The sequence below is a fragment of the Streptomyces sp. NPDC002640 genome, from assembly GCF_053592575.1.
Genome location: NZ_JBSFVZ010000012.1, coordinates 235278 through 255563 on the forward strand (window position 1 = coordinate 235278; position 20286 = coordinate 255563).

At 72.7% G+C, this 20286-nt stretch carries 15 protein-coding genes; 6 read left to right on the top strand and 9 right to left on the bottom strand.

From position 1 onward, the window contains the following. Window positions 1-453: a carboxymuconolactone decarboxylase family protein gene (locus tag ACWD3O_RS18520; RefSeq protein WP_451412512.1), complete on the bottom strand. Its 453-nt coding sequence runs from the start codon at window positions 451-453 to the stop codon at window positions 1-3. A gap of 391 nt (window positions 454-844) precedes the next feature. Here ACWD3O_RS18520 and ACWD3O_RS18525 point away from each other — a divergent pair, with 391 nt between their 5' ends. Both ACWD3O_RS18525 and ACWD3O_RS18530 read left to right on the top strand, forming a co-directional pair. Next, window positions 845-2398, top strand: coding sequence for an acyltransferase domain-containing protein (locus tag ACWD3O_RS18525; RefSeq protein ID WP_451416579.1), 1554 nt, complete (start codon window positions 845-847; stop codon window positions 2396-2398). Continuing rightward, window positions 2395-7248, top strand: coding sequence for an SDR family oxidoreductase (locus ACWD3O_RS18530; RefSeq protein ID WP_451416580.1), 4854 nt, complete (start codon window positions 2395-2397; stop codon window positions 7246-7248). Before ACWD3O_RS18525 ends, ACWD3O_RS18530 begins: the two co-directional genes overlap by 4 nt. Before the next feature lie 33 nt (window positions 7249-7281). Here the strand turns inward: ACWD3O_RS18530 and ACWD3O_RS18535 are convergent, their stop codons facing one another. Next, a complete protein-coding gene (locus ACWD3O_RS18535) occupies window positions 7282-8151 on the bottom strand; it encodes an AfsA-related hotdog domain-containing protein (protein ID WP_451416581.1) in 870 nt (289 codons plus the stop codon). Between the two features lie 312 nt (window positions 8152-8463). Next, window positions 8464-9549 carry an acyl-CoA dehydrogenase family protein gene (locus ACWD3O_RS18540; RefSeq protein WP_451416582.1) on the bottom strand — a complete coding sequence of 362 codons (1086 nt, stop codon included), beginning with the start codon at window positions 9547-9549 and terminating at the stop codon, window positions 8464-8466. Window positions 9550-9820: 271 nt separating this feature from the next. Here ACWD3O_RS18540 and ACWD3O_RS18545 point away from each other — a divergent pair, with 271 nt between their 5' ends. After that, window positions 9821-10387, top strand: a complete 567-nt coding sequence (locus tag ACWD3O_RS18545; RefSeq protein ID WP_451416583.1) for a hypothetical protein — start codon at window positions 9821-9823, stop codon at window positions 10385-10387. Between the two features lie 159 nt (window positions 10388-10546). On the opposite strand, the gene ACWD3O_RS18550 is transcribed toward ACWD3O_RS18545, so the two are convergent. Together ACWD3O_RS18550 and ACWD3O_RS18555 are read right to left on the bottom strand one after the other, a co-directional pair. After that, a complete protein-coding gene (locus tag ACWD3O_RS18550; RefSeq protein WP_451416584.1) occupies window positions 10547-11374 on the bottom strand; it encodes an alpha/beta fold hydrolase in 828 nt (275 codons plus the stop codon). A gap of 257 nt (window positions 11375-11631) precedes the next feature. Beyond that, window positions 11632-12768: an alpha/beta hydrolase gene (locus ACWD3O_RS18555; RefSeq protein WP_451416585.1), complete on the bottom strand. Its 1137-nt coding sequence runs from the start codon at window positions 12766-12768 to the stop codon at window positions 11632-11634. A gap of 945 nt (window positions 12769-13713) precedes the next feature. Here ACWD3O_RS18555 and ACWD3O_RS18560 point away from each other — a divergent pair. Both ACWD3O_RS18560 and ACWD3O_RS18565 read left to right on the top strand, forming a co-directional pair. Beyond that, window positions 13714-14289, top strand: coding sequence for a hypothetical protein (locus ACWD3O_RS18560; RefSeq protein ID WP_451416586.1), 576 nt, complete (start codon window positions 13714-13716; stop codon window positions 14287-14289). Between the two features lie 46 nt (window positions 14290-14335). Then, window positions 14336-14872: a hypothetical protein gene (locus tag ACWD3O_RS18565; protein ID WP_451416587.1), complete on the top strand. Its 537-nt coding sequence runs from the start codon at window positions 14336-14338 to the stop codon at window positions 14870-14872. Window positions 14873-14924: 52 nt separating this feature from the next. On the opposite strand, the gene ACWD3O_RS18570 is transcribed toward ACWD3O_RS18565, so the two are convergent. Further along, a complete protein-coding gene (locus ACWD3O_RS18570; protein WP_451416588.1) occupies window positions 14925-16181 on the bottom strand; it encodes a cytochrome P450 family protein in 1257 nt (418 codons plus the stop codon). A 347-nt stretch (window positions 16182-16528) separates the two neighbouring features. Continuing rightward, window positions 16529-17791, bottom strand: a complete 1263-nt coding sequence (locus ACWD3O_RS18575; protein WP_451416589.1) for a beta-ketoacyl-[acyl-carrier-protein] synthase family protein — start codon at window positions 17789-17791, stop codon at window positions 16529-16531. Window positions 17792-18522: 731 nt separating this feature from the next. On the opposite strand from ACWD3O_RS18575, the gene ACWD3O_RS18580 reads away from it, so the two are divergent. After that, window positions 18523-18933, top strand: a complete 411-nt coding sequence (locus tag ACWD3O_RS18580; RefSeq protein WP_451412500.1) for a winged helix-turn-helix domain-containing protein — start codon at window positions 18523-18525, stop codon at window positions 18931-18933. 43 nt (window positions 18934-18976) lie between these two features. Here ACWD3O_RS18580 and ACWD3O_RS18585 read toward each other — a convergent pair whose 3' ends face one another. Beyond that, the gene (locus tag ACWD3O_RS18585) at window positions 18977-19663 is read right to left on the bottom strand and encodes a LuxR C-terminal-related transcriptional regulator (protein WP_451416590.1); all 687 of its coding nucleotides are present in this window, start codon (window positions 19661-19663) and stop codon (window positions 18977-18979) included. Between the two features lie 110 nt (window positions 19664-19773). Next, a partial coding sequence (locus tag ACWD3O_RS18590; protein ID WP_451416591.1) for an MFS transporter occupies window positions 19774-20286 on the bottom strand: 513 nt, incomplete at its 5' end.

Here is a 20286-nt window from a genome sequence, read left to right on the forward strand (position 1 = left end):
TCAGCCTCCGCCGTCCGTGCTGCCGCCGTGCGGGTGCGCGTCCCGCTCGCGAGCCCCCGGCAGCAGTCCCCGTGCCTCGAACACCTCGGCGGCCACGGCCACGGCGTTGAGCGCGCGGGGGAAACCGGCGTAGGCGCTCTGGTGGATGAACAGCTCCATCAGGACCGTCGCCGGAACTCCGGCGTCGAGGGCGACGCCGATGTGGAGGGACAGCTGCCGCTCGCAGCCTCCCAGGGCCGCCAGGGTGGCCACCGTGACCAACTGCCGCGTCGGCAGGTCCAGCCCGTCGCGTCGGTAGAGGTCCGCGTAGATGTACTCGGCGACGTAGCGGCCCAGATCCGGGGCGGATCTGTCGAGCGAGGCGAGGAAGGCATCGGCGACCTCCGCACCACCCACCTCGCGCATGCGTTCCACGCCGGCGGCATAGCGGTCCTCATGGGGGGAGGCGGTCATCGTGGGAACCTCCTCTCCGTGGTGTGTTACCCGCACTGCACGGTGCCCACGCGGGAACGCGGCGGCACGAGGGGGGACGCTGAGGGGTCCCGGGAGCGCGGTAGTACACGAGTGCGACCTCCGCCTGCACGTGCGCTGTTGCCGGGCCGAGGTGGTCGGTGGTCCGATGAACACTCCGGTCCGGTTCTCCGGTCGGCCTTCGTCGGTCGATGCCGGAGTCCGCCGTCGGCCGGCGTGTCGATCCGCCGCTGCCTGCCCACGATCTCCGCCGGCCGCGGTCACCTCCGCAGCTCCGCCGGACACCGGCACCGCTCCCCCTGACACGTCAGGCCACGGTCCGTGCGCCTCGCCGCCCGTCAGGAACAGTCACCCCCCCTCTTGAGGTCTCGCCATGACATCACGCGTCGCATTCGTATTCCCCGGCCAAGGCGCCTACGTGCCCGGGCTGCTCGCCGGCTTCCCCGAGAAGCATCCCGAGGTCGCACGGATCCTGCGGGAGGTGGACGAGATCTCCGCCGGTCACGGCCACCGCCGGGTGTCCGACTTGTTGCTGGATCCTGCGGCACCACGGCTCGACGAGCTTCTCGAGCAGTCACCCGAAACGTTGCACCTGTGCATCTTCGCCCTCTCGCTCGCCGGAGCGGCGGTCTGCGCCGCAGAGGGCGTGCACGCGGACGTCCTGGTCGGCCACAGTTTCGGTGAGTGGGCGGCACTGACCCTGGCCGGTGTGTGGACCCCTTCCGAGGCGGCTCGCCTGATCTGCGAGCGCGACCGCATCTGCCGCCGTGCCGTCCGGCGCCCCGGTGGACTGCTCGCCGTGGCGCTCGACCGGCGCCGGGCGCGGCACCTGGCGGCCCTCGTGGACGACTGGGCCGTGAACGTCGCCGTCGTCAACGGACCCGGCCAGTCCGTGCTGTCCGGGCCTCACGAGGCGCTGGACGCCGCCCTGCGGGTGGCCCGTGCCCTGGACGTGCAGGCCGTACGCGTCAAGGCGGCCTATCCGTACCACAGTCCGTGGATGCGTGGGGCGGCCGACGAGTTCGGGCCGCTCGTCCACCGTGCCGAGGGCCGGGCGCCCGGACGCCGGGTCTATTCACCGATCGCCGGCGGGTACGTCGGGACGAAGGAGGACGTCGCGGCGGTCGGCGCCGACCACATGGTGAGGCCTGTCGACTTCCGGCGCGCCCTGCACGACCTGGAGGAGGACGGGGTCGACGTGTTCGTCGAGTGCGGCGGCAAGGACATCGTCACCCGGCTCGTCCTCCAGGCACTGCCGGGGGTGACGACGGCGGCTCCCCTGGCACGCCGTACCGGGCCCGGGGGTGTCCATGAGGCATTGGCCCCGGTGCTGGTGGCGACCGGGACCGCACCGGGGCGTCTGCCCGAGAACGGTGGCGCGGGACACGCCGCTCCTTCCCGGGCGGCGGGAGGGCAACCGGAGTCCGCCCATGCGACACCGGTCGCCGTGCTCCCGTCGGAGACGTCGGACGAGGCGCGCGGGTTCGGGCCTCTCCGAGCCGGGCAGGCACCGCCGCCCCGTGACGGGACGGCGGAGACGGAGACGGAAGCGGAGGCGGAGGCGGAGGCGGAGTGCGGCACCGGTCCGGAAGCGGTGGAGAGCTCGCACGACGCGGGTCCGTCCTCCGGCGCCGCGGTCGGCCAAGGCGCCGGAGAACTGCCGCGGCGAGCCGATCTGATCGGGGTTCTGAGGTCCGAGTACGCCGGGCGTCTCGGCTATCCGCCGGAGGTCGTGACCGCCGACGCCGACCTGGAGGCCGATCTCGGCGTCGACTCACTGCGGCAGACCGAGATGCTCACCTCCCTGTACACCCGTTACGGCATCCGGCCGCCCGAGGAGGCCGACCCTCTGCGGGGTCGGACCCTCGCCGACGTCGCCGATCTCCTGCTGGAGCTCGGCGGCCGGCCCGAGGGGCGGACGGCGTGAGCCGCGGGGGGCCGGCACGTCCGCCGGAGCACGCCGCGGTGGCGGTCGTCGGCATGGGCCTGCGTCTTCCCGGCGCGGACGACGCACCGGCGTTCTGGACCCTGCTCAACCGTCCCGGAAATCCCTTCGGCCCGCCGGGCGGGCGCTACCGGCAGACGGACTTCTTCCGGGAGGGCCGTGAGGAACCCGACCGGACCTACTCCCCGGTCGCGGGCTTCCTGCACGACGACATCGACCCCGCGGGTGATCCGCACGAGGTCCGCTGGCTGCGGCAGTGTGCCCGGCAGGCGACCGCCCGTGTCCGTTCCCGGCACTCCGACCGCGCCGTGTGCGTGGTCGGTGCCTGGCCGGGTGGCAGCCAGAGTCTGCTGCACACGGTCATGTCGGACCTGGTCGTCCAGGAGTGGGCCGCGACCGCGGAGACGACCCCACCGGGCGACGACGAGGACTCCTTGCGGGCCGCGCTGGTTTCCGCCTTCCCGCAGGCCCGTGCGGGGGCTCCGGAAGCGGCGGAGGCCGTCCACGCCGCACTGAGCGGGATCCTGCCGCGCGATCCGACGGTCGTCACCGTCGACACGGCGTGCTCCTCCTCCCTCTACGCCCTCGACATCGGAGCCAAACTGCTGCGCTCCGGCCGTGCGGACCTCGCACTGTGCGGCGGTGTGTCGGTGCTCGAACCGACCATGTCGGTGCTGTTCTCGGCGATCGGCGGGCTCTCCGCGAGCGGCCGGCTGCTCGCGCTGGACGCGGAGGCCGACGGCACGCTCTTCAGCGACGCCGCGGTGCTCCTGACCCTGAAGGACCTCGACCGCGCGCGGGCGGACGGCGACCCGGTGCTGGCGGTACTGGCCGGTTTCGGCGCCGCCGCCGACGGGCGGGGCCGGTCCATCGCGGCCCCCAATCCCTCCGGTCAGATCCGCGCGGTGCGCCGGGCCCGCGAGCAGGGAGGGCTGGCACCGGACGACATCGACTGGATCGTGGCACACGCCACCGGGACCACGGCGGGTGACGCCGCCGAGATCAAGGCGCTGGGGGAGGACGCTCCAGAGGCCGGCTGGCAGTGCACCGCCACCAAATCCCTCATCGGACACGCGGGTTGGGCTGCCGGCGCCGCGTCCGTGGCGCACGTGCTCCTCGCCCTGCGGCACGGGCGTATCCCCGCTCAGCCCGGTTTCCGGCAGGCTTCCCGGCCACTGGGCGGCCTGGAGGTGCCCACCACGGCCAGGGACTGGCCGGCCCGGCCGGGCCGGCCCCGGATCGCCGGCGTGTCGGCGTTCGGTTTCGGCGGTACCAACGGGCACCTTCTGCTCGGTGACCCGTGGCCCGGGCCACCGGAGGCTCCACCCACTGCGCGGGAGTCCCGCGCGGATGCGCGGGAGTCCCGCGCGGATGCGCGGGAGTCCTGCGCGGACCCCTTGGTCCTGGTCGCGTGGAGCGCGCACCTGCCGGGCTCCTCCTCCACCGACGCGGTGCGGGGCTGGCTGGCCGGAACCGGTCCCGCTCCACGCCGGCGCTTCGACGAGGAGCCTCCGTCCTTCGCCGCCGTGGGCCTGCCCGCCCCGACGGTGCGCGCCATCGACAGGGCGCAGACGCTGGCTCTGGAGACGGCACACCGCTTCGCCGGCGAACACGGGCCGATCTGGGAGCCGGTCCGCGACCGCACGGCCGTCCTCGCCGCCCACAGTGGCGTGCCGTCCGCCCTGGTGCATTACGCCCTGCGCGCCCATGCCGACGCCCTGACCCGCGCCGTGCGTGACCATCCCGGGGGTCGCGCCGCCGCCGGGCGGCTCCTCGACCGGGCACGCGCAGCCGTTCCCCCGGCCGGCCCCGACGCGATGCCCGGGGTCCTGCCCAACGTCATTCCCTCCCGCCTCACCGCCAGGTACGACCTGCGAGGAGCCAGCATCTGCCTCGACACGGGCCGGACCTCGACGGCCACCGCTCTCGACACCGCGGCCGCGTACCTCGCCACCGGCGAGACGGAACTGGCCCTGGTACTGGCCGTGGACGCCGGGTCCCAGCACACGGGCCCCCGCGGCTGCGCCCCGGCGGCCCGGGAGGGCGCCTTTCTCCTGGCACTCGCGCAGGAGTCCACCGCACGCCGCCGCGCGTGGCCGGTGGTGGCCCGGCTCACCCCCGCGCCCGCCGTCGGGCAGCCGGCCGGTGCGGGCTCCCCCACCAGGCACCCGGACGGCCTCACCGTGAAGGCGTCCGCGTCCCCGGGGCAGGAGTTCCACGCCGCATCCGGCGCCGTGGAACTCCTGGCCCGGCTCGTCACGGCGGAGCCCTCGACGACGCCCACCCTCGCCCTGCCTTCCCCGGGTTCCGCCTCCCCCGGACGGCGTGACCACCTGACCGTGCGCCACGTGACCCGGCACCGGGCAGCGCCCTGGACGGACGGCGGCAGCGGATTCGTCCCCGCCCTGCCCGCCCGGGCCCTGCTGCTCAGCGACGACGCCCGCTCAGCCACCCGTCTCCGGCCTCTCGCGGACAGCGCGGATGCCGTCCTGCTGTGCACCGACCCCGAAGCACCACCCGGTCTCAGGCCGGGCTCCGAGGCGGATCTGCACGACGCCGTGGACCGTGCGGCCGGGCACCTACGGGTCCTGGCCCACCCCCGTCCGTGGCCGGAGGCTCCCGGCCGGGCTGCCCTGGGCCTGCAGGAACTGCTGCTGAGGGCACTCGCCAGGACCCGAACGGGCACGGTCGGAGGATCGCTCGGCGTCACGGTCCTCGGTCCCGCGGAACACCCGCAGGCGGCCCTGTTCACGGCCCTCGTCCCCGCCCTGCGCGCCGATCACCCGGATCTTCCGCTGCGGGTCGTCGCGTCCGGCACGGACGACCCCGGCACGGCGTGGGAGCGCTTGGCCCGCGAGTGGCGCAGCTCCGACGGGTCCGCCGCCGTGTGGTACCACGACGGCCGCCGTCACGTACACGAACTCGTGCCCCGGCCGCTGCCCCCGGGTCAGGACACCGGTGACGACGACGGCGGGCAGGTCGTCGTGGCGAGCGGCGGAGCAGGCGGCGTCACCACCGCTCTCCTCACCGCCCTCGTCGCAAGCCGTGACGTGGAGGCGCTGTGGCTCCTCGGGACCACGGACCCTGATCGTCTGCCGCCCGAGGTCCTGAACACGCCCGACGGCCGGCTCCCGGCACTGCGCGCCGACCTGATCGCCCGTCACCTGCGGTCCGGCGGACTCCGAGTGGCCGATGCCGCCCGGCTTGCCGACCGCGACCTGGCGGGCCGGAGGGCGGCACTCAACCTGGCGAGGCTGCGCGAGGCCGCGGGAAGCACGGCCGTGCGCTATGTCGTCTGCGACATCACCGATCCCGCGGCCGTCGACGCCGCGGCCCGTCGGGTCCGCTCGTGCCACGACCGGGTGGACCTGTTCCTCCACGCCGCGACCCGCAGCCGCACCGCTCCCCTGGAACGGAAGACGCTCGAGGACTTCCGCCTGGTTCGCGACGTCAAGGTCACCGGCTATCACCTGCTCCGCGATGCCTTCACCCGTCCGCGCCCGCGCCTGTGGTGCAACGTGGCGTCCGTGGCGGCTGTCCATCCCTTGCGCGGGGAGATCGATTACGGACCGGCCAACGCGTACCTGGCTGCCGCGGCCGACCTCCCCGGCGCGACGGGGGAGATCACACTCGGCTTCCCCCTGTGGCGGGAGAGCGGCTACTTCGCCGCGCAGCCCGCCCTTGCCGACCGGCTCACCGCGCACGGCCGCCTCACCGCCGTCGGCGACGCCGAGGGCGTGGCGCTCTTCCTCGGGGAGACAGCCCCGGACCGCGCCGGACATGGTTCCAGCGTCTACCTGGGGGAGCGCGAACTCAGCCTGCTGCGGGCGGAGTTGCCGGCGCTGGTGGCGGACGAGGAGGAAGCCGACGGAGCCGCTGCCGACCACGCGTCGCGAGGGGCGCGGGGGCTGCACACCACCGGGTCGTCGACCGGGCGTACGAGCGGCCGGCCCGTCTTCCTCACCGGAGACGTCCGTCCCGGCCCCGACGGTGAGGTCCGGTGGGCACTCGATCTGGACGGTCCCGAGCACGGTTACCTCGGCCACCACCTGGTGCGTGGCCGTCCCGCGGTTCCGGGCACCTTCCTCCTGGCCGCGGCCACCGAGGCGGCTCTCGCCCTCCACCCCGGCGTCACCCCGACCCGGATCGTGGACGCTTCGTTCGAGGCGTTCGTCCGCCCGTCCCAGGGCCCCGCCCGACGGGCCTACACCCTGCGTGCCCGTACCGACGGCGGCGCCGGACCCACCACCGTCTCCGTCACGGTGCACGGGGGCACGGCCACGGCCGGGCATGCCGGGCGGGAGCACCGCTGCTTCGCCGCCCGGGTCGTCCTCGGCGATCCGCCCTCCGAGGAGCGGGTGCCACCCCTGAGCGGCCCGGTCCGCCCGTTGCCGCCCGACCCGTACTACTACGCCGACTCACCGGTGCGCCTGACGGGACCGTTCGTCAACACCTGGCGCTGGCGCGACACCGGGAGCGGGCCGGCCGCGCTGTGGCGCCTCCGGCCGGAGGCGCTGAGGGGGCGATCCGCTCTGGAACGGCTCGCCGTGCCCGGTCTGCTGCTGTGCGCGATGCTGCGGTCGCGGACCCTCGTGCCTGGTGGAGGCGGAACGCACGAGGTCGTCGTGCCGCGCCACATCTCCCGTGTCGACCTGTACGCACCGTGTTCCGACGCGGACCTCGCCCTGGCCCACCCTCAGGGCGTGACCGTGCATCACGACTCCCTCGACGACGTCTACCGAGCCGTGGACGCGACGGGGGTCGTGCTGCTGCGGATCAGCGGCTTCCGCGGAGTCGTCCTGCCCCGGGCGGCGAACGCGGGGACGACGTAGCCATGACACCGACCGGTGCTCGCGGACGCAGGGTCACCCCAGCGTTTCGGCGGTCGCGACGCACACGGTCGTCCCCGCTTTGCGGAAGTGCACCTGCCACATGGCGGCGCCCGCCCGGGGGACGGCGGCGCCTTCGATCCGCACGGTACCGTCCAGCGTGCACAGGCGGCGGAACTCCAGCCGCAGCGCCGCCACGGTGGCCCGGGGGATACCTCCCGCGAGAACCATCTGCCGCGTCGCTTCGGCGAACAGGCGGCCTGTCACGTGGTCCGCGGGCGGCGGCAACAGGTAACGGTGCGGGGCCGGCAGCCGCAGCAGCGCGTCGACGCGGCCGTCCGGCCCCCGGTCGAGGTCCGTCAGGACCTGGTTCTCCGACCGCGCACGGACGCCGCGTACGGCATCCGCCGCGCCCCGTGGCGGGTGGTGGAGGTTGCCGGCGCGGGTGACCGAGGGACCGCGCCAGGCCCGGTAGAGACGCCGCTCCATGACGCCGGCCAGCGTCTCACCGACGGCGACCGTTCCCCCGCCCGTGGTGGAGGTGATGACGCAGGACGCCTTCACCCGGCGGGTGCGTCCGCTGCGGGAGGCACTCAGCGGATCGACCCGGCACCTCGCGACCAGATCGTGCGGGGCCTCGTCGAGCACGGGGCCCGCGACGAGAAGCCGGCTGCTCGACATGGTGTTCAGCGGCACCTCGGTGTCACGGAGCAGGTCGGCGGACTGGAGGGAGGCGTAGGCGCACTGCTCCACGACGGTGCGTACCAGAAGCGCGTCGTGGGGAAGTTCCCGGCTTCCGCGATCACCGAAGTACGGGTGTCCCGGCGGAATACGGAGACGGAAGAGGTACGTCCTCTCCCCCGCCTCACGGAAGTGGGATATGACGGTGTCGCCCTCGGATGTCACTCCGGCCAGTCCGGGCGGCACGCGCACTGCGGAACAGTCGTCGCTCACATGTATCGTCTCCGCGAAGAGCAAGGTGTCTGCCGGAGATTGATGAGCCTGTCGATCCACTCGAGTTGCGCGTGGAGGCTGGGCACGAGGAGCACGGGCGGTGGATCACCGGTCGGCACGAGCTCCGGCCGTGAAGCACGCGAGAAACGTGCGGCACTTCCTCGTCCCGGGAAGGCTCACCCGGCGGCAGCGCCGGTGTTCGTTCCCGTGCACCGCAGAATCGCACCGCACGACAGGCCTGTAAAGAGCGCGCGCTGCGCGTCCTCACAGACCGTCCTCCAGCGGTGGACACGGGAGTTCGACCGCTGCGGTGAGCGACCGCAGGTGCGCCGACCGAGCCTGCGTGGTCTGCCCTTGGATCAACAGGAACATGCCTTCCCGGGCGAGACGTTGTGCCGGGTGGTCGAGGCCCATCGTGCGGCCGCCCCCGGCGACCACCGCGGCGGTCGTGGCCGTGCGCATCAGGTGGTAGGCCTGCGTCCGCAACCGCAGGCGCTCCGCGAGGTGTTCCTCCGGCTCCGGGTGCTCCGCGAGGCTGTAGGCGCGCCGGCGCACCTCGTCGAGCCGGGCGCGAAGCGCACGGCTCGACGTCTCCGTGTCCGGGGCCTGTTCCAGGAGGCGCAGGGCGGCGTACGCGACACCGAAGACCGCCGGGGAGGCATTGGCACCACGGGCCGCGTCGTGACGCGCCCACGTCTCCTGTGGTGCCCTCAGCACCACGGAGGCGTCCGGGAGCCACAGGCCGTCCAGCGTCAGCGACACCGTCCGGCTCCCGGACAGGGCCGCGAGCCGCATCGGCGGTGAGGCCTCGAGTCCGGGCCGGTCCCGCGCGTCGGCGAAGGCGAACACCACTTCGGCCTCGTCGCTGATGCCTGCCAGCAGCATCACGTCGTTCAGTCCCCAGCCCGTGTACCAGGGCACCGCTCCGTCGAAGCGCCAGCCCCGTCCCCGCGGAGTGGCCCGCACCAGGACGCGAGGGTACGCACGCACATGGGCGTAAGCGATCCCGGCCATGAGTGCTCCCGTGGCCAGCGGACGCAGCAGGCCGTCCCGCGCGGGGCTGTCCGTCCGGGCCAGGAGGCGGACGGGCGTGTGGTGCTGCGTCTGGACGAACCACGTCGAACAGCAGGCGCCGGCCAGGATCTCCTGGACCTCCCGCGCGACCGTGTCGGGCGCGCCCGCCCCTCCGTACGCCGTGGGCGCGCTGGTTCCGAGGAGACCGGAAGCACGCAACGCGTCGATGTGGGAGAGGGGTACGCCCTCCTGGTCGACGCGCTGTGCGTGCGGCGCGAGGAGGGCTTCGGCGAGCCTGCGGGCCTGCCCGGTCGCGGGGTGCGGTGGCGTGTGCACGAGAGCCTCCTTCAGCCGGCGCTCGGTCCGGGACGGCTTGCCTCAGCATGCCCGGCGCCCCTCCTGGGTGTCGAGGAGCCCTCGCAGGCCCGGCCTCCCCGAATCGTCGCGGGCGCCGACCACCGTGACATCACGCCCCGCGTGCGCGGGTGGTCCGTCAGGACGTGGTGCGGTACCCGTGGCGTGCGCCGGCTCGAACAGGCCATGTACCGGGTTGACGCACTGGTGACAGCGTGGAGCACATCCCGTAGGAGCGAAGAAGGGCTCTGTCATGAGAGACAGGAAACAGCCGGGGCAACACCGTCGCGTCGTCTCGGCTGTCATCGCGCTGGGGCTGGGTGCCATCGGCGTACTGGCGCTGGCGGCACCGGCATCCGCGACCCCCGTGGACATCACCTGCGTCACCGGCACGCGCAACACCGCGTACACGCCGCCCCTGACCTACACCCCCCAGCCGACGAACCTGCAGATCACCGATCACTTCAGTTGCGCGTCGCTGCTGAGCGGTGTGAGCAGCGGATCCGGCACCTTCTCGGCCTACGCCCCCGCGACCAGCTGTCTGGCCTCCGTGCAGAGTCCTCTGACCTCCGTCACCACGACCTACCACTGGAACACAGGCGCCTCCAGCACCATCGTCTTCGCGAGCAGCACGGCGGTCCGGGCGGCGGACGGCACCGTCACGGTGACGAGCATCGGGGCCGTGACCGCGGGCCTGGGCGTCGGTCAGACCGCCACCCGGGTGACCGTCGAGCCGAACCTGGACCTCACCGCGTGTCTCGACGGAGGGCTGAGCGAGACGAACAGCGTGGTCAACTCGCTCGTCATCGCCCCGGTCTAGCGCCGACGGGTCGGTTGCGCGGGCAGCTCGTCGGGCCGTCCCCGCTCCGTCCTCGCGAGCCGTTCGCGCCACGGAGGGAGATGTCCTCTCCGGGTGGAGGCACGAAGAAGGACGCGGCACCGGCCGTCGGCCGCCGCCGCGTCCCTTTCGGCCCAGGGGTCACTTCTTCAGGAACTCGAGGAGGTCCTGGTTGAAGTACTCCTTGTCACCCGGCACCATGGCGATGCCGTGGGAGCCCTTGCCGTACACCTTGAGCTCGGCGTCCGGGATGATGGCGGCCGACTTGCGGCCGGTGGCGTCGATGGGCACGACCTGGTCGTCGTCGCCGTGGACGACGAGCGTCGGGACGTCGAACTTCTCGAGGTCCGCGTGGAAGTCCGTGGAGGCGAACGCGTCGACACAAGCGACACCGCCCTCGATGGTCTGCGCCATGGCCATGTACCAGAAGGCGTCCTTGTTGCCCTGGGTCACCGCGTTGCCCTCCCGGTTGGCCGAGAAGAAGCCGACCGCGGTGTCCTTCCAGAACTGCGAGCGCTCCTTGAGGATGCCCGCCTTGATGTCGTCGAAGACGGACTGCGGGACGCCCTCGGGGTTGTTCGGCCCCTGCAGCATCAGCGGGGGCACCGCGGACAGCAGCACGGCGGAACGGATCCGGGCCGTGCCGTGGCGGCCGATGTACCGCGCGAGCTCGCCGCCGCCCATCGAGTGCGCGACGAGGGTGACGTCCTGGAGGTCCAGGTGCGTGAGCAGGTCGTTCAGGTCGTCGGCGAAGGTGTCGAAGTCGTAGCCGTCGTACACCGGCGTCGAGCGCCCGTGGCCACGACGGTCATGGGCGATGCCGCGGTAGCCGGCGTCGGCGACCGCCTTGAGCTGGTCCTGCCAGGCGTCGCCGTTGAGCGGCCAGCCGTGGATGAACACGACGGGACGCCCCTTGCCCCAGTCCTTGTAGAAGATCTCCACGCCGTCGCGCGTCGTCACGAAAGGCATTGCGGCTCCCTCTGTGGTGTGCGGTGCATGTCGGGTCGGGTCGGGTCGGGTCGGGGTGCGGGCATCCCGCGTCCGGCCACTGCAGGCGCGCAGGCAAGCTCACACATCCTCCCCCAAAAGGATGACAAAGGTCACAGAGATGCGCATGTCGACCTCCGTGAGGAGAGGCCCGCTCTCCGGCAAGTAGCGGGGTCGGAGGGCGGGCCCACGGCCTTCCGCCGGGTCGGCGGCAGAAGGCCGGGCCCGGCGGTCCCGCGTCAGTGGTGCAGGGCGTGGCGGAGGGCGTCGCCGGTCTTGTGGACGGCGTCCTTGGCGGACCAGGTGTCGCGGAGGGCGTCGAGCATCATGAAGTCGTGCACGACCTTCGGGTAGTGCAGGTGTTCCACGTTGACGCCGGCGTCGCGGAGCTTGCCGATGTAGGTCTTGGCTCCGGAGAGCAGGACGTCGGAGTCGGTGACGACGAGCGCCGGCGGCAGGCCGCGCAGCTGGGCGGTGGTGGCCTTGTTCGGGGACGCCAGCGGGTCCTGGCGGGCCGCCTTGCTGGGGGCGTACTGGTCCCAGAACCACTTCATGTTGGCCTTCGTGAGCCAGCAGTTCTCGGCGAAGCGCTGGTACGACGGGGTGTCGAACTTCGCTTCGGTGACGGGGTAGAACAGGGCCTGCTTGCGGAACTTCACCCCGCCGTGCTGCTTGGCCATCATGGTGACGGCGGTGGCCATCTGACCGCCCGCCGAGTCGCCGGCGATGGCGAGGCGCTTGCCGTCGATGCCGACCGTGTGGCCGTGCTGGGCGACCCACTTGGAGGCGTGGTAGGCCTGCTTGATCGCGACCGGGTGGCGCACCTCGGGCGAGGGTGTGTAGTTGACGAAGACGACCGCCGCGTTGGCTCCGTGGGCGAGCTGTCGGACCAGACGGTCATGGGTCTGGGCGTTGCCGAGGACCCAGCCGCCTCCGTGGACGTAGACGAGACCGGGCAGGGTGCCCTTGGCGCCCTTGGGCTTGACGATGCGCAGCGAGACCTTGCCGGTGGGGCCGCCCTTGACGGTCTTGTTCGTGATGTCGACCGGCAGCTTCTTCACCGGCCCGTCCTGGAGATCGATCAGGACCTGACGGGCCTTCTCGACTCCGAGCTCGGACAGCGGGGGGCTGTTCTCGGCGGCGAGCTGGTTGACGAAGTCCTGGGCGTCGCGTTCCAGCTCGACGGGCGGCTTGCCGCACGGCACGTCCTTCCCGTGCGCGCCGCCGTCCGGGCTCCCGCCCGTCACCACGGCGGCCGGCGTCGGCGCTGCGGCGCCGGGTGTGGCGGCGTAGCCGGTCAGGACCGCGCCGGCGGCGATCACGGTGGCCGCGCCGAGCAGGGCGCTGCGGCGGCTGCGCCCGTGCGTTACGAGCATCTGCGTCTCCTTGTCGATCTTCCGGTCCCCCTGTCGTCACACCTTGGACAGACCGTGGACCGGCGGGCCATCCGGCACGACCGACGGGGTGAGAAAAGCAGCCGGACCGGCCGAACGAAGGGGTCTCGGCCGAGTCCGGCGGGGAGGAACCGGCGACCGCGCCACAGTGGCTCACCAGGCGGTGTGCACAGGAGCGGCCGGCCGCGGACGCTGCGTGGAGCCCTCCGGATGCGCAGGCCGGCTCCTGCTCGGTCACGTGGTGGCAGTGACCGGGAGGCGGAGACCTGGGTGCGCGATGCACGGCAGTCGCTTCACCCAGGCCGACCTGGATCACGCTCGTGGACGCTGACGCGGGAGAATCCGACGGCGGTTCCGCCGCCGCCCCTTGTGCGTGCCGCCGGGCAGGACAGGTTCTTCACGACCGACCGGTCGGCGTCGGCGGTCGCGGCACCGGCCTCGCTCCGGTCGGCCGGCGGATGTCACCGGTGAGGGTCAGTACGGTCCCCGAGGTCCCTGGGCTGCTCGACGCCGCGCCGGGCGGGCGAGCCGGACGGCGGAGCGCCGGCGGAGAAGCGACGCCTTCGTCTCCACCCGCATCCCGGAACGCAGGGACCGCGCGACTCTGCCCATGGCCCGAACAGAGCCTGCTCCCCCACCCCGGTCCGGGCCCCCGCCTGCACCGACGTGTACATCCGCGGCTGAGGCCGCAAGGCTGCAACAGGTGTCGGGGCTGAGCGCCGGTACGGCGCGCGGGGCGCGCGCGGTACGTACCGGCAGGCGGGTCGCACACGGGGTGTGCGCAACCGGGGGAGAGCGCACACCCCCACGACGGGTCATGTACAAGGCCGCCCGCTGCATCGACGCTGACTGGACACCGCGTCTCCCACCCCAGCCGCAGCTGCGTCGAATCGGTGGGCAGCCGGACCGTCACCTCGTCATCACTCCATGAAGGAGCCCACAGTGCCGACCTCCGTTCCGGTGCCGCACGTCGGCCGTGTCGCACTTGCCACCCTGACCGCCGGCGCCTTGGCGGCGGCAGGACTGATGGTCGCCGCCCCCTCCGCCCACGCGAGCGGGGTGGACATCGCCTGCCTGATCGGAACATCGCAGGCCACCTACGACCCGCCGTTGACCAACACCCCGCAGACCGTGGACATCGGCGTCACGGAGACCTACGGGTGCACGTCGTTGAGCACCTCGGTCTCCAGCGGGTCCACGGCGTACTCCGCCACCTCCGAGGCCGACTGCCTGCTCACCGCCAACTCGTATCCCGGTGCCACTCGTACGTACCACTGGAACGACGGCCGGAGCAGCACGATCACCTTCACCGTCAGCAACGCGGTGAGGGCCGTCGACGGCACCACCACCGTCACCTCGGTCGGCACCGTCACCGCCGGCCTCGGAGTCGGCGGCACGGCGACGCGGGTGGTCGTCCAGCCCCAGCTCGATCTGTCGGCGTGCGCCACCACCGGCGTCTCCTCCACCACCGGCACGGCGACACTCGCCATCCTGCCGGTCTGAGAGACAGACCCGGTAGTCATCCCCGAACAGGAAGGAGCGTCCTTCGATGCAGAAGATCCGGCACTACCTCGTGGGGTTGTGCACCCTGGTGTCCCTGTTGTCCACCACGCTGGTGCTGGCGCCGGCGGCACAGGCCCGGTCCGGCTCCCTCGTGGACATCGTGTGCGAGGGGAACGAGACGAGCACCTACTCGCCCCCGCTGACGAACACCCCGCAGACCACCGGCGTGCAGTCCACGGAGAACTACACCTGCTCCTCCCTGCTGACCGGGGTCAGCAGCGGCACGAGCAGCGTGACCATATCCGGCACCTACAGCTGCGTCCTCTCGCTGCAGCCCTTCACCGCCACGTCCACGTACCACTGGAACACCGGGCAGACCAGCACCGCCGAGTACGGCGTCACCCTGGCGCGGGCCGCTGACGGCACCACCACGGTGACCGCTATCGGGACGGTGACCGCCGGCCTCGGACAGGGGGCTGCCTTCACCAACGTCATCGTCAAGCCCGCCCTCGATCTCACGGCCTGCTCGGGCAGCGGGCTCTCACAGCTCACCGGCCCGGCCGTCCTCAGCATGCTGCTCTGACCCGTCGGCCTGCCACCGCACGTGGGGGTGCCGTCCGCCCGGACCTCCGGCGTCAGGACGGCGCCCCACCTGCCGCTCCGGTGACCGGCAGCGGCACGACCGGCAGTCGGCCGAGTCCGTTGAGGATGAGGGTGGGCAGCCGCTCCGGTGCCGCGTCCGGGTCTGCCAGGGAGAGTCGGGGCAGGTGGGAGAAGAGAACCTCGAGTGCGGTCTCGGCCTCCGTACGCGCGAGGTGCGCCCCGAGGCAGAAGTGCGGGCCGAAGCCGAAGGCGAGGTGGCCCTTGTCGGCCCGCAGCGGGTCGAAGCGGTCGGCCTCCTCCGGGTGCCGCTCCGGATCACGTCCTGCGGCGGCGAAGCCGAAGAGCACCGGCTCTCCCTGCCGGACGACGACGCCTTCTCCGAGATCCACGTCCGCCACGGCGTAGCGCAGCGGCAGGTACATGATGGGGCCCTCGTGCCGCAGTGTCTCCTCCACGATGTCCGGCCAGCCGACCTTCGCGGAACGGAGAGCCGACAGGTGTGCCGGTTCGCTCAGCACCGCGTACACGGCGCTGGTGATCAGGTGCACCGTTGTCTCGAAGCCCGCACCGATCATCAGGAACAGCGTCCCCTTGAGCGTCTCCTCCGTCAGGACCTGCTCCCCCTCGGCCGGTAGCAGCAGATCGCTGGTCAGGTCGGGGCCGGGATGAGCACGCTTGTACGCCACCAGTTCGTCCAGGCGGGCCGCGATGTCGGCCTGCACCGCCCGGCTTTCCTCCGGGCCGAGGCTGGTGTTCGCGGCCCCGTCAATCGCGGCGCCGAGGGCCTGCCGTTGGGCGTCCGGCACTCCGAACAGGTCGCATATCACCGTCATCGTCAGCGGCAGCGCGAAGGCGCCCCGGAGGTCGACGACGGATCCGGGCTGCGATGCCGCGAGGCGTCGGACGAGCCCTTCCGCCGTCTGCCTGATCAGGGGACGCAGGGCTGCCACACGGCGGGGCGAGAAGGACGGCGCCACCCTGCCGCGCAGGGTGCGGTGCTCGGAGCCGTAGGCGTTGAAGAAGTTCTGCTGGAACGTCACCGCCGCCAGCGGCCATCCGTCCGGCACGTCGAGGCGTCCCGGCCAGTGTCTGACGGGGTCACGGGAGATGCGTGCGTCGGCGGCGAGTTGTCTGATCACTTCGTAGCGGGTCACCGCCCAGGCGGTGACGCCCCCCGGCAGTGTGACCCGGACCGCCGGGCCGGAGGACCGCAGCAGTGCCGCCTGCTCGTGCAGCGAGCGCCCGGAGGTGTCGAGAGCGGGGCAGCCCGGCTCGGGCGGTGAGGTCATGCGTACTCCTCGGACGGGATCCGATCCGGTCAGGGAGCCGCCGTACCGCCGCGAGCGGGGGAAGAAGTGCACCCGTTCGGGCGAAGTGGGCGACACGACGAGTCGTTCCCGCGTCGCCGGACACGGAAACGGCGGGCTCGTGCGGCAGAAGCGGAACCGTCCCGTCCCGTCCCGTCCTCGGCCGGACGCGCGGGAGGGGCCGTGCCGGTTCCGGCACGGCCCCTCCGCAGGACCGGGTGGCTTCGGTTCCACCGGTCCTCCGTGACCGTTCCCGGCATCCGCCCAGGTCGGGGAGGCGGATGCCGGGAATCCGGCGCGGCCCGCCCGCACGCGGGCGACGCCGGCGGTCAGGCTTGTGTGAAGGCCAGCACGACGTTGTGCCCGCCGAACCCGAACGACGTGGAGAGCGCGGCGGTCGCCTTGACGGTGCGGGGAGCACCGGTGACCAGGTCGAGGTCGACGTCCTCCGCCACCTGGTCCAGGTTCCGCACCGGCGGCACCACCGAGTCCCGCAGCGCCAGCACGGTGAAGACCGCCTCCACCGCTCCCGACGCGCCCAGCAGGTGACCGGTGGCGGACTTGGGCGCGGTGACCACCGGATGGCTTCCCACCGCGGCGCGCACGGCCCGGGCCTCGGTGACGTCCCCCTGCGGGGTCCCGGTGGCGTGGGCGTTGACGTGGCCGATCTCCCGCCCGCTCAGGCCGGCGTCCACCAGCGCCTGGTCGATGGCGCGCATCTGCCCCAGCGAGTCGGGGCGGGTCATGTCGTGCGCGTCGGACGTCACTCCCGCGCCGGCCAGGACCGCGTGGGCCCTGGCCCGCCGGGCTCTGGCGAACTCGGCCCGTTCCAGCACGACCATACCCGCGCCCTCGGACATCACGAACCCCGCGCGCTGCCGGTCGAACGGCCGGGAGGCCCGGTCCGGTTCGTCGTTGCGCAGCGACAGGGCCCGCATCTGCGCGAACGCGCCGAGCGACAGCGGGTGGAGGCAGGCGTCGGTCCCTCCCGCCACCACCACGTCGGCCCGGCCGGAGCGGATGAGCATGGCCCCGACCGCGACGGCCTCGGCACCGGACGCGCAGGCGCTGGTCGGCGCGTGGGTGCCGGCCCTCGCGCCGAGCATCAGGCCGACCGCCGCGGCGCCGCCGTTGGGCATGAGCCGGGGGATGGTGAACGGGGAGAGGGCGCGCTGTCCCCGGTTCTCGAGCAGCATGTGCTGGTCCAGCATGGTGAGCGCGCCGCCGATGCCGGTGCCCACCACGACCGCCAGCCGTTCGGGGTCCGTCCCGGGACGCCCCGCGTCGGACCATGCCTCCTCCGCGGCCACCAGCGCGGCGGCCTGACTGCGGTCGAGCCTGCGCCGCTGGACGTGCGCCAGCCGCTCGTAGGGGTCCTCGGCCATGCGGCCCGCGATACGGACCGGCAGCCGGGCGGCCCACGGCTCGACGAGCGTGGTGATCCCGGAGTTCCCCGCCAGGAGTCCCTTCCACGTCCGGTCGACGTCACCGCCGAGCGGTGTCGTGACCCCCAGCCCGGTCACCAGGACGTCGTCGCGGTGCGCCGGGGGCCGCCCCTGGAAGGGGGCCAGGTCATCGGGCGAGTGCGGCACCGGACACCTCCGTCGAAGGCGTGGTGGCACGGCGCGCGGTCAGGAAACCCGTCGCGCGCACGGTCGGCGCGGTACTCCTGGGCTGCGGTTCGCCGCTCGTGGTCGCGTCCGAGGGGACTTCTCCACGGGCGCGACCCCGGATTCTGCTGACGCTGACGGGAGGCATTGCTACTCCGAATTTCTGTTTCTCCCCGGACGGAGTCCTGGAAAACCATCCACGGGGAGAAGACACGTATTCTTCACGGTCGAGCCTGTAGCTCATCGCACGAATATCGATTCGCGGCGACGGGAAAAACCTATCGGCACCGGGTCGCACGCACATCAGACATACTGCTGAATTGGCGGATAGTACTTAGGGGGGAGGTCTCCCCTGTTCGGCGGGGTGCGACCGTCACCAGGCGCGGGAGCAGGACCCTGGCAGCGCTCTCACCAGGGGAGGAGGCGAGGTGGGGAGCGGATCCGGGGCCTTGGGGCGGGAACCGGGACGCCCCCTGAATTGATGATTGCCGTAGTCGATATCCGTGCTGCATAGTGATGCGCAGCACGACACAATTGACTCCGGCCCGCGCCTGCACCGCGATCCACGGCCGCGTCGTCCACCGGAAAAGAGGAGAAACATGCACGACGTCAGGGCCCGACCCTCCTGCGCCTCGGAGGAAAAGGTCCATGTGATTCGCTGGCCCTTGGAGGTGGCCAAACTGGACCGGTACAGGCGCCAAGGGGTGCTCCGCATGATCGTCGTCGAGGACCGGGCCACCCCTCCCGTCACGACGGACGTGCGGGAGGACTGGGTCCGCTCACCGATCACGCGGGAGGATTTCGCCGTGCGGGTCGAGGCCCTGCGGGCCCGCGCCGGCACGCATTCCGCTCCCCTGCTCGATCAGGACGGACTGCTGCGCTACGGCACGCAAGTGGTGGCCGTCTCCCCCACGGAGACCTACCTCCTCCGGCCCCTGGTGCAGCGCTTCGGCAGTCTCGTGGCCCGGGAGGAGCTGCTCGGGCTGTTGAGCGCGCGCAGTGGTACGGCGAGCCGTAACGCGCTCGACCTGCACGTCATGCGCATCCGGCGGCGGCTGCTGCCTCTCGGGCTGCGGCTGCGTACCGCCAGCCGGCGCGGCTACCTGCTGGAGAATCTCGCCTGACGTCCCGGTCCGGCCGGGCGGCCAGCCTGCCTGCCGCCCGCCTTCACCCGCCGGTGGAGGCCAGCCCGCTCCGGTGGGCGTAGATCACCGCGTGCACCCGGTTGCGCAGCCGGAGTTTGTCGAGAATGTGCTGCACGTGCGACTTGACGGTGCTCTCGCTCAGCACGAGGGCGGCGGACATCTCGGCGTTGCTGAGCCCCTGCGCCAGGAGGTGGAGCACCTCCCGTTCCCGCGGTGTCAGGACGTCCGCCCGCCGCAGCTCCGCTGCAAGCTCGCTCATGTCCATGCACGGCGCCGTGGGCCACCGTGGAGCGCTTGCGGTCCCCGTCGGCGGGGCGGCGAAAACGCCGTACCCGGCGGCGACCATCAGGACCGCGGATGCGAGCTGCTCGGGTGTCGCCCCGCTGAGTACGGCGCCCGCGGCTCCGGACCGCACCGCGCGCTGCACGTCGGCGTCGTGGTCACGGGCGGTCAGCAGGACGCGCGGGCCCCCGCCGTCCCGGAAACCGTCGGCGACGGCCTCGACGAGGCCGGGCACGTCCAGGCCGGGCATGTCCGCGTCGGCGAGGACCACATCGGGCCTGAGGCGGAGGGCCTGCCGCTGGGCGTCCGCCGTGCCGGACGCCTCTCCCACCACCTCGATGGCATCGTGCCGGTCGAGGACGGCGCGCAGCCCTGCGCGGATCAGAGCTCGGTCGTCGACGATCAGGACGCGGATGTCGGCGGTCATGAGGATGTCTCCCTTCGGACGGGTCTTGTGGTCGGCGTGGACGGCGGGAGCGGCTCCCCTCGCGTGGACGCGGCGCCGGGCGGCATTGCCCGCCCGGCGCCGTGCCCACGTCACACGGCCGTGGAGGGCCGCAACTGCGGTTCCTGGACCACCGGGCCGGCGGGACGTGGCCGGCGAGGTGTCACCAGTACGGCGAGTGCGCCGGTGGCGATGAGGGCGGTGCCGGTCCAGAGGGCGGGGAGCATGCCGTGTTCGAAGTCGGTGGGGGTGGTGAGGCCGCCGTGTGCGGTGAAGACGGAGGCGAGGACGGCGACGCCCAGGACACCGCCGAGTTCGCGCAGGGCGTTGACGGCGCCGGAGGCCATGCCGCGGTCGGTGGGGGCGACGGCGCTCATGACCATGTTCGCGGTCGGGGAGAAGTAGAAGGTCATGCCGAGCCCGCACAGGACGAGGGCGGGGACCAGGGTCGTGTAGTCGACGTCGAGGGAGATGCGGAAGGCGATCCAGCCGAGGCCGATGGCCTGGAAGGCCAGGCCGAGGGCGACGATGGGCCGTCCGCCCAGGCGGTCGGAGAGGAACCCGGCCAGCGGGGCGACGAGGACGGGCACGGCCGTCCAGGGCAG